The 9,388-nt window shown below is 26.9% G+C and carries 10 protein-coding genes and 1 pseudogene; 3 read left to right on the plus strand and 8 right to left on the minus strand.

The window, feature by feature from the left end; translation table 11 throughout:
• From BUA62_RS05945 to BUA62_RS05965, 5 genes are read right to left on the minus strand one after another with little or no spacing between them, the layout of a single operon-like run.
• Window positions 1-831, minus strand: coding sequence for a N5-glutamine methyltransferase family protein (locus BUA62_RS05945; protein WP_072864479.1), 831 nt, complete (start codon window positions 829-831; stop codon window positions 1-3).
• Window positions 828-1,136 carry a metal-sulfur cluster assembly factor gene (locus tag BUA62_RS05950; protein ID WP_072864481.1) on the minus strand — a complete coding sequence of 103 codons (309 nt, stop codon included), beginning with the start codon at window positions 1,134-1,136 and terminating at the stop codon, window positions 828-830. Before BUA62_RS05950 ends, BUA62_RS05945 begins: the two co-directional genes overlap by 4 nt.
• Complete coding sequence (locus tag BUA62_RS05955) at window positions 1,117-2,145, minus strand: peptidylprolyl isomerase (RefSeq protein ID WP_072864483.1); 1,029 nt, start codon at window positions 2,143-2,145, stop codon at window positions 1,117-1,119. Before BUA62_RS05955 ends, BUA62_RS05950 begins: the two co-directional genes overlap by 20 nt.
• Window positions 2,142-2,822: a MazG family protein gene (locus BUA62_RS05960; protein WP_072864485.1), complete on the minus strand. Its 681-nt coding sequence runs from the start codon at window positions 2,820-2,822 to the stop codon at window positions 2,142-2,144. The genes BUA62_RS05955 and BUA62_RS05960 overlap by 4 nt, the downstream gene beginning before the upstream one ends.
• 8 nt (window positions 2,823-2,830) lie before the next feature.
• Window positions 2,831-3,490 (minus strand): ribonuclease HII, encoded by a 660-nt coding sequence (locus tag BUA62_RS05965; RefSeq protein WP_072864497.1) that lies wholly within the window; start codon window positions 3,488-3,490, stop codon window positions 2,831-2,833.
• Between the two features lie 149 nt (window positions 3,491-3,639).
• On the opposite strand from BUA62_RS05965, the gene BUA62_RS05970 reads away from it, so the two are divergent.
• From BUA62_RS05970 to BUA62_RS05980, 3 genes are all read left to right on the plus strand, one after another.
• The gene (locus BUA62_RS05970; RefSeq protein ID WP_072864487.1) at window positions 3,640-4,839 is read left to right on the plus strand and encodes a pyridoxal phosphate-dependent aminotransferase; all 1,200 of its coding nucleotides are present in this window, start codon (window positions 3,640-3,642) and stop codon (window positions 4,837-4,839) included.
• A complete protein-coding gene (locus BUA62_RS05975) occupies window positions 4,836-5,468 on the plus strand; it encodes a class II aldolase/adducin family protein (RefSeq protein ID WP_159429502.1) in 633 nt (210 codons plus the stop codon). The genes BUA62_RS05970 and BUA62_RS05975 overlap by 4 nt, the downstream gene beginning before the upstream one ends.
• 89 nt (window positions 5,469-5,557) lie before the next feature.
• Window positions 5,558-7,537, plus strand: coding sequence for a methyl-accepting chemotaxis protein (locus BUA62_RS05980; RefSeq protein WP_072864491.1), 1,980 nt, complete (start codon window positions 5,558-5,560; stop codon window positions 7,535-7,537).
• 172 nt (window positions 7,538-7,709) lie between these two features.
• Here the strand turns inward: BUA62_RS05980 and BUA62_RS05985 are convergent, their stop codons facing one another.
• From BUA62_RS05985 to BUA62_RS11740, 3 genes and pseudogenes are all read right to left on the minus strand, one after another.
• Window positions 7,710-8,390, minus strand: coding sequence for a YjjG family noncanonical pyrimidine nucleotidase (locus BUA62_RS05985; RefSeq protein ID WP_072864493.1), 681 nt, complete (start codon window positions 8,388-8,390; stop codon window positions 7,710-7,712).
• Window positions 8,391-8,393: 3 nt separating this feature from the next.
• The gene (locus BUA62_RS05990; RefSeq protein ID WP_072864495.1) at window positions 8,394-8,987 is read right to left on the minus strand and encodes a class I SAM-dependent methyltransferase; all 594 of its coding nucleotides are present in this window, start codon (window positions 8,985-8,987) and stop codon (window positions 8,394-8,396) included.
• Between the two features lie 214 nt (window positions 8,988-9,201).
• Window positions 9,202-9,388, minus strand: a pseudogene (locus BUA62_RS11740) (IS110 family transposase); the annotation flags it as partial.

A 9,388-nucleotide genomic window follows, 5' to 3' on the forward strand; every position in this document is an offset into this window, starting at 1 on the left:
TTAATCCCTCCAAGGTAATTTTTCGATAAATCTATTTATACCAAATGAATCTTTGTAAATTTTAACTTTTCCAAATTTAGATAATAATAGTTTTGTTTTATCAATATTAAATTCTGTGGTTTCAAATATAAAATGCTTACTTTTTAATATATCAGGATAATTATAACTTAAATTTAGAAAAAAAGATTGCCCATCTTTTCCAGCTTCTAAAGCTATTTTAGGTTCAAAATGTAAAGCTTTGTTTTGAAAATAAAAATCGGTTTCTACATAAGGTGGATTTGAAATTATAAAATCAGCATCTTTAATTATATCATAAGTTATGTCTTTAAGAATATCGCTTTTTATAAATTGTATAGAAACATTATGCAATTTAGCGTTATAATTTGCGATCTTTAAAGCATCTTCTGAAATATCAATACCATACACAATCAAATTGGGAAAATATTTTTTTAAAATAATTGCTATTACACCACTACCTGTTCCAATATCAATAATTGTTTTATAATTGTTTTCTTTTATAATATCAATAGCAATTTTTATTAAATCTTCAGTTTCTATTCGGGGAATCAAAACATGTTCATCAACATAAAACTCACCATTAAAAAAAACAACTTTTTTAGTTATATATTCAACAGGATATTCTTCTATAATTATTTTTTTTAATTTATTTAGTAGTTCTTCCTTTATTTCAAAATCTTTTTCTATTAATATTTTACTTAAAGGTATATTGTCTATTTTCGAAATTATATTTCCAACAAAATAAAGGGGATTTTTTATCCCCTTTTTTACTAAAATATTTTGAAATTCTTTTATAAATTCATTTAATGTCATATTCCTAATATTGTTCTTACTTCATCAGATGCTTTTGAAGGATCCCAAGGTGGATCAAATGTAAGTTCCACATTAACGCTTTTTACTCCTTCAATTGATCCCACTTTATTTTTTGCATCTTCAGTTATAAAACCTGCTAATGGGCACATTGGAGTAGTTAATGTCATTAATACGTGTACGTTGTTTTCTTCATCTATGTTAACCTCATAAATAAGTCCTAAAGATACAACATCAAAACCAACTTCCATATCATATACATTTCTTAAAGCATTCATAACTTCTTCTTTAGTCACCATTTGATTCATCTCCTTTAAAATATTTAGTGTTTATAATAATATCAGAATTATTTTTGAATGTTTGAAATTCAGAGGATATCAATTTATCAAATAATTGTTTGGCTTTTTCATCTTTGATATTATTTATTATCATATCTTTAGCTTCATCTAAAGTCATTGGTTGTTTTGGAGTTTTTTTCTCAATTTTTATTAAAGAATAATAATTGTTGTTATATTTCATAGGTTTTAATATTGCTCCTGGAAATGAAGATTTTATTGTTTTAATTAATTCATTTGTTTGATCATCTATATTTATTTTTATTGTAGTAGCTTCTCTTGAAGGATATTTATTGTTATATATATCATCAAATGAATAATAACCATCTATTATTTTTTGATATGCCAGAGATGCATCATCAGAAGACTTAAAGAATACCAGTTTTAAATCTGAAGATTGTGGTTTATAATATTTATCTTTATTTGTATTATATTCATTTTTAATTTCTTCATCAGAAACATCAATATTATTGATTAAATATTGATAAATAGCGGAAACAGCGTTTTTATACAACTTTTCATGGTATAAGCTATAAATATATTGTTCTTTGTTTTCAAAACCTTTTGAAATTAAATATAATAAAATATCATTTTCTGATAAATTTGAAGAATTAAAAATATTTTCTGTTTGACTTTTAATAGCGTTAAACAATTCTTCTTTTTTTAAATCAATATTTTTACTCTCTGTGAATTGAATAAATAATATTTCACCAGCTAATCTATCTAACTTTGTTCTTTCATATTTTTGAATAACATTATTTCCATCTATCGTTCCAACTAATATTTTATAAAAAGTATCATTAATTTTATTAATTCCTCTCAAAATTTCCAGAGTTTTTGCCTGTGATTGGAAATAATCATAATTTATAATTTCTTTATTAATGATTGCTACACTTTTAGAATCTAAATCACTGTATTTAATGACCCCAAGGGAAATAAAAGTAAATAAAAAAACTAAAATTAAAAATAAATATTTCTTCATTTAAAATCCTCCCTATCTTCATATTTTTTGTAATTTTGTATAAATACCTGAGCAGCTTTAGAAATGATAGAATCTATGTTTATATTATTTTTAACATAAAAATATATCAAATGCGTTAAAAAATCAATATTATATTTTTCATTCAAATTATCCTTTTTCAAATTTTTCAAATCTTCAAATAATAAATTTATTATATCATTATCCTTATAAGGATCATAACCTACTGCGAAAGCATTTTCTATTAATCTTCTTAAATTCATTAATGGGGGCATTCCGTTATTATATTCCCCAATTTTAGAGAAATCTTTTTTTCCTTTTTCTTTTGCTTTTAATTTTTCCCATTGTTCATAAGAATACTCTCCTTCATTTTCAAAAACATGTGGATGTCGTCTTATTAACTTATTATTGAGATTTTCTAATACATCATTTATAGTAAAATCACCGTTTTCCTTTGCAATTTGAGAATGAAAAATTACCTGAAGTAAAACGTCCCCTAATTCTTCTATAAAATGATTCTTGTCTTTGCCATCTATAGCATGTACCAATTCATAGGCTTCTTCTATAGCATAAGGTTTTAAAGATTCATGGGTTTGTTTTTTGTCCCATGGGCATCCTTTTTCTGAACGTAAAGTTTCCATTATTTCCAATAATTTATTAAAATTATCTAATTCTTTCATATTCCCTCCTATAAACCTATCCTCATTAATCTCATAGAGTCGAATTCGTTTTTATTAAATTTGATTTCTTTGTTTAGCATCAATTTTTTAATAGGGTTAAAAGTTATTCTATGAAATGACTTTACACCGTGTTTTTTAATATTTTCAATATGTTCTTTAGTGGGATAACCTTTATGTTTCTTGAAATTATACTCAGGAAATTCTTCATCTAACTCTTTCATGTATCGATCTCTAAAAACTTTAGCTAAAATTGATGCAGCTCCTATTACTTTAGACTTAGAATCTCCTTTTACTATGCATTCATAATTGTTCATATTAAGTTTGAAATTTTTTCCATCAATCAAAACATATTTATCAGCGATATTAAAATCATTTAAGGCTCTTTTTATTCCAAGTGTTGTCGCAGAAAAAATATTTAACATATCTATTTCTTCAGGTGAAGAAATTTTTATAGAGTATTTAAAATTTTTCATAATTATTTCAAAAGCTATATCTCTATCTTTTTCACTCATCTTTTTTGAATCATTGGATATTTTATTTAATAAATTTAGTTGTTTTATATTTTCCAATAATACAGCTCCTACAACAACAGGACCTGCTAATGGGCCTCTTCCAGCTTCATCCACCCCAATAATTTTACCATATTTTTTTAAATATTCTAAATCCATATTCAACACCAACCTTCTTTAATTAAATTCTTTTACAAGAAATCTATTCCTATTATTTAATAATATTATTACAAATTAATATGAAAAAAACCTTAACATTTATGGTAAAATTAAATATAAGAAAATTAATTTGGTGGGAGGTTGAATAAATGGAGTTTTCTAAAAGAGTTTTAAATATGCAAGCGTCACCAATTAGAAAATTGATTCCATATGCAGAACAGGCGAAAAAAATGGGTAAAACTGTATTACATCTTAATATAGGGCAACCAGATTTAGAAACACCAAAAGCCTTTTTTGATTATATAGAGAAGCATAATCCGGAAATTATATCCTATACGCATTCAGCAGGATTAATAGAATTAAGAGAAGCATTTTCAAAATACTATAAAGATAATAATATTCCGTTTACTCCAGAAGAAATAATAGTTACAAATGGTGGAAGTGAAGCAATTATTTTCGCATTAGGAGCAATAGCTGATCCAGGAGACGAAATTATTGTTATAGAACCATTCTATGCAAATTATAAAGGATTTGCAGAGATGATAAATGTGAAATTAGTTCCAGTTAGGGCTCTTCCTGAAACAGGTTATGCTGTTCCTTCGATAAATGAGTTTGAAGCAGTTTTGTCAAATAGGACTAAAGGTATAATTTTTTCAAACCCGTCAAATCCAACAGGTGCTGTATATAGTGAAGAGGAATTAAAGACAATTGTTGAATTTGCGAAAAAACATGATTTATATATAATCTCAGATGAAGTTTATAGAGAATTTACATTTGATGGTACAAAACATATTTCAACAATGGCATTTGGTGAGTATAATAGAACAATAGTTGTTGACAGTATTTCAAAGAGATATAGTGCGTGTGGCGCCAGAGTAGGAGTATTTGCTACAAAAAATAGAGAGTTATATAATCAGGTTATGAAAATGGCACAATCCAGATTATGTCCTCCAATGATAGCACAACTTGGAACAATAGGACTTTTAGAAATGGATAAATCATATATTGAATCAGTTTACAAAGAATATGATAAAAGAAGATTAGCAGTTTATGAGGAATTATCTAAGATAGAAGGAGCTGTTTTTGAAAAACCGAAAGGAGCATTTTATGTTTCTGTAAAATTACCAGTTGATAACAGTGAAAAATTTGTTAAATGGCTTCTTACAGATTTTAGTATAGAAAATACAACGGTAATGGTTGCGCCTTTAAATGGTTTTTATGCCACGCCAAATACAGGTATGCAGGAAATTAGAATTGCTTATGTATTGAACAGTGAGAAATTAAGATTTGCAACTAAAATTTTAGCTGAAGCAGTTAAAGTTTACAATAACGGGCGGGTGATATCTTGAAAAGTGAAATAATAAAAGCAATAGAGTATCTTGAGAAAAAAGGGTTGATAAAAGGGACATGGGGGAATTTAAGTATAAAGATAAAAGATAAAATATATATAACTCCATCTGGAGTTCCTTATGATATATTAAAGGAAGAAGATATTTCTGTTATGGATTTTGAAAGCCAAAAACATATTTCCGGATTAAAGCCATCTTCTGAAAAAGCTTTGCATTTTGAAATATATAAAAATTTTCCAGAAATAAAAGCAGTAGTGCATACTCACAGTCTATATGCATCTATTTATTCTGCTTTGAGAAAGCCTGTTCCATGTTATATTGAAGATCAGGCGCAGATTATTGGAGGAGAAATACCAGTTGCAGAATATAAATTGCCTGGGACACTAGATTTGGCACTTGAAGCAGTAAAGAAGTTTAAAATAGGTGTATATGGAATTTTATTAGCAAATCATGGAATTGTTTCAATAGGAAGGAATTTAAAAGAGGCTTTAATTGCTGCTGAAATAATTGAGAAAAGTGCAAATATAGCCTATCATGTTGAATTGATGGGAGAAGGTTATCCTTTGTCTGAAGAGGATATTAAATGGATGAGGAATTTATACATAGCTTCTTATAGTAAAAATATATAAATATTTATAATTTGAGTTGAAGTTAATATTTTTTTGCAAAAAAATAAAATATATGGTATAATTTTGCTATAAAAAAGGGGGGTATTTTTATGAAGAGTTTAAAAACACAAATGATTTGGCTTATTATTGTAATTTCATTATTGCCTATGATTATTTTTACGGCAATTAGTACTTATCAGAACTATAATAAAGCATTTATCAACATTAAAGGTCGTATTGAATCTTCAACAAAAAGCAGAGCTGAAAATTTGAAAACACATTTTAAGCCTATTTTTGATATGGCAAATATGTTATCTGAAGATGCAAATGTGAAAGGTTCTTATAGTAATAAATATAATGAAAGGACATGGATGCTCAAAAATTTTGACAATATAATAAAACATTATAAGAATTATAGTGCATTATATTTAGGATTAAAGGATAAAACGATGTTAATGAAACCTGATGCCGAACTACCTTCAGGATATGATCCAACACAAAGACCATGGTATAAGGCAGCAATGGGAAAGTCGGGTGAAGTGGTTGTTTCCGAACCTTATGCTGATGCTTCAAGTGGAGATATTTTAATCACTGTATCTAAGACAGTCAAAGATGAATCGGGACAAATTATAGGAGTTTTAGGAATTGACTTATCTATTAAAAATTTAGTTGAGGCATTTTTAGGAGATCAATTGTTTGAAGAAGAAACACCATATATAATTAACGAAAAAGGTATAACATTAATTCATGAAGATCCTGAAAAATGGGGAATAGACGTAAGTGCAATGGAATTCTTCACAAAAGCAACAGAATCTTTTGGTACAATCGAGTATACATATAATAATGTTATTAAGCTTGCATTTTATTATAAGATACCTGAGTTAGGTTGGACAGTTTATGATGCAATACCAAAATCGGTAATTCAAAACCAAGTATGGAACCAAACATATATTTATTTAGGTGTATTTGGGATAATAATAATAGCATTTGTTATAGGTATAATGTTTGTTAATAATGTTGTTGTCAAACCAATTTTAATAATGTCTGAAGATATGAAGAAAGTTGGAGAAGGTGAATTAAGCGTTGTTGTGAAAGTTGATTCAAAAAATGAATTAGGAGAATTAGCAAAAATAATGAACAAAACTATTACTTCTTTAAGAATATTGGTAGAAAAGGTGAAAAAATCATCGGAAATGTTAATTGAAACATCTGAAGATGTAGCGAATTCTATAGAAAAGAATGTCAAATTAAATGAAAGCATATATTCTGAAATAGATGAAATTAATGCAAAGGTGCAAGATGCATCATCATCATTAGAAGAAACAACAGCAGGAGTAGAAGAAATAGCAGCAGCAGCACAAAGCGTTTCAAGATCCACCCAAGAAGTTATGGAAAGTTCATCTGAAGTATTAGGATTAGCTAAAAATGGAGCAAAAAATATAGAAGAAGTAAAAGAAAAGATCAATAATGTAAATGAAAAAGCCAAGGAAAATGCTAAAACAGTAAAAACTTTAGCAAATGAAACAGCAAATATTCAGGAAATAGTAGATACAATTAATTCCATAACAGAACAAACTAATTTATTAGCATTAAATGCTGCAATAGAAGCAGCAAGAGCTGGAGAGGCTGGTAAAGGGTTCGCTGTAGTTGCAGATGAAATAAGAAAACTTGCTGAAGAAAGTAAAAAAGCTACAGAAGAAATAGCAGTAATTTTGGGAAAAATACAAGAAAGTGCAAAAGAAGTTGATGTTGAAACAGAAAATGTTGTTACAAGTATAACAGAAACGAATAAAATGGTATTTGAAATTGCTGAACAATTTGAAGGAATTACAGGTAAAATAGAACAGATCTCAATGATGATAGATAATACAGCAGCATCTGCAGAAGAACAAACAGCTTCAACAGAAGAGATAGCAGCAGCAGTTGATACAGCAAATAAATCAGTATTAAGTGTTTCTGAAGATGTAGCTAATTTTAAAGGTGAAATATTGGAACAAAAAGAAGATTTCAATAAAGTAGCAGTAGCAGCAAAAGAATTATCAAATTTAAGTGAAGAATTAGAAAGTTTAATAAAACAATTTAAAATATAACATAACACAAAGAGGAGCGAAGCTCCTCTTTGATATAAAAATAGGAATAAATAAAAAAAGTAATAAATAACAAAAGAGGAGCAAAGCTCCTCTTTGATATAAAAATAGGAATAAAATGAAAAAAGTAATAAATAATAAATAATAAATCATGAGGAGCGAAGCTCCTCTTTTGTTATATTATTAATTTTAATAATTCAGTATAATTCGCAACTTTCTTACAGTCTAATTCTGGATGTTTATTATAAGGATCATATAATATAAAATCCATTCCAACATTTTTTGAACCCAGATAATCGGAATCTGGATTATCGCCAATATAAACAGAGTTTTTAATAGAAACATTAGATAATTTTGCAGCTTCATAAAAGATTAAAGGATCAGGTTTTGGTTTCCCGACCTTTTCAGAAGTTAATATGAATTCAAAATATTTATCAAGGTTTAAAGCTTTACTTCTACCTTTTTGCACCTTTTCAACACCATTTGTAATGGCGGCCATCCGCTGCTTTTTTTCTTTTAGAATTTTCAATAAATTTTCAGCACCATCTAAAAAAAAGCCTAATTTAGATAGGTTTTCAAGATAAATATCAGAAACTTTGTTTAAATCAAATTTTGAATCTAATCCAATAGAACTAAAAAATTCTCTAAAACGTTCGACAATTATCACTTCCTTGGGATATGTTCCATTAGAAAAAAGTTTCCACCATTTTTCATTAATGGGTTTATAAATTTCTATATATTCTTCTTTCACAGTAATTGAAAAATGTTTTAGCGTATTAAAAAGGGCAACTTTTTCAGATTTTTCAAAATCGAGTAACGTGTGATCTAGATCAAAATATACAATTTCGTATTTCATATTTTACTCCTTTCTTACAATAAAATAATAAAATGAATTTTTCAAATGGCCATATTCTAATAATTTAAAATTTGCAGACTGAATATAGTCTAAAGGTTTTCTAATCATTGAAGAACCTACTGTTGGATATGTTATTAATGTGGTTATATATAAAAAGAAATCTTTTAAAATATCTCCTGTTAAACCATGTTCTACAAAAATTCCTTTTCCACCATGTTTTAAAACATTTTTAACTGCGAGCATTGATTTGAAAGGATTTTTTACAGAACAAAAAACATCTATTGATAAAATAGTATCAAAGGTATTATCTTTAAAAGGCATATTCTCTACAGATGAATTTATAAATTCTAATTTCAAATCATTTCTTTTTTTAGCTTTTTCTTTGGCTATTTCTAACATTTTTATGCTTTTATCAATAAGAACAACATGTGAATTTTTAGGATAATATGATATATTATTTCCTGTACCAACAGCAAGATCAAGTGTATAACCTTCTATTTGAGGTACAAATATTTTTCTGAATTCATTCATTGTAGTTTTTTCTAAAGAGCTTAGTAACTTATCATAATACTTTGCAATAAAGTCATATCTTGTCATGGTTTCACCTTCGTTTTGTATTTAATATTATTATACCATATAAAATGATATAATATTCTAAAAGAATTATTTTCTTTAAAGATTTCCGGTAGGGAGTCAAATCAGTAAAAAAGAGCAAAAAGGAAATAATTAGCTATAAAAGAAGCTAATAGTTTGAGAATATTGAAATTCAAAAATAAAAGAAAATAAATAATAAAACAAAGATGAGAAAAAATTATTTCATGGGAATATAAGGTACATTGTTTTTAAGTAAATAAAAAATAAGATTGACAAGTTTTCTACCGCTTAATACAAGAGCTCTCATATGACGATGAGAATTAGATTCATTAAATTTTTTCCAGTAATATTCTTTGAAAATAGGATTATGATATCTAAGAGAATTAGCAGCTAAAATCAAATAA

It is taken from the genome of Marinitoga hydrogenitolerans DSM 16785, assembly GCF_900129175.1.
Taxonomy (GTDB): Bacteria; Thermotogota; Thermotogae; order Petrotogales; family Petrotogaceae; genus Marinitoga; species Marinitoga hydrogenitolerans.

Bases quoted from the DNA above. Each gene is read 5' to 3' on its own strand.
- BUA62_RS05960 (WP_072864485.1), bottom strand. From the start codon at position 2,822: ATGAAAGAATTAGATAATTTTAATAAATTATTGGAAATAATGGAAACT.
- BUA62_RS05945 (WP_072864479.1), bottom strand. From the start codon at position 831: ATGACATTAAATGAATTTATAAAAGAATTTCAAAATATTTTAGTAAAA.
- BUA62_RS05955 (WP_072864483.1), bottom strand. From the start codon at position 2,145: ATGAAGAAATATTTATTTTTAATTTTAGTTTTTTTATTTACTTTTATT.
- BUA62_RS05990 (WP_072864495.1), bottom strand. From the start codon at position 8,987: ATGACAAGATATGACTTTATTGCAAAGTATTATGATAAGTTACTAAGC.
- BUA62_RS05985 (WP_072864493.1), bottom strand. From the start codon at position 8,390: ATGAAATACGAAATTGTATATTTTGATCTAGATCACACGTTACTCGAT.
- BUA62_RS05950 (WP_072864481.1), bottom strand. From the start codon at position 1,136: ATGAATCAAATGGTGACTAAAGAAGAAGTTATGAATGCTTTAAGAAAT.
- BUA62_RS05980 (WP_072864491.1), top strand. From the start codon at position 5,558: ATGAAGAGTTTAAAAACACAAATGATTTGGCTTATTATTGTAATTTCA.
- BUA62_RS05970 (WP_072864487.1), top strand. From the start codon at position 3,640: ATGGAGTTTTCTAAAAGAGTTTTAAATATGCAAGCGTCACCAATTAGA.
- BUA62_RS05965 (WP_072864497.1), bottom strand. From the start codon at position 3,490: ATGGATTTAGAATATTTAAAAAAATATGGTAAAATTATTGGGGTGGAT.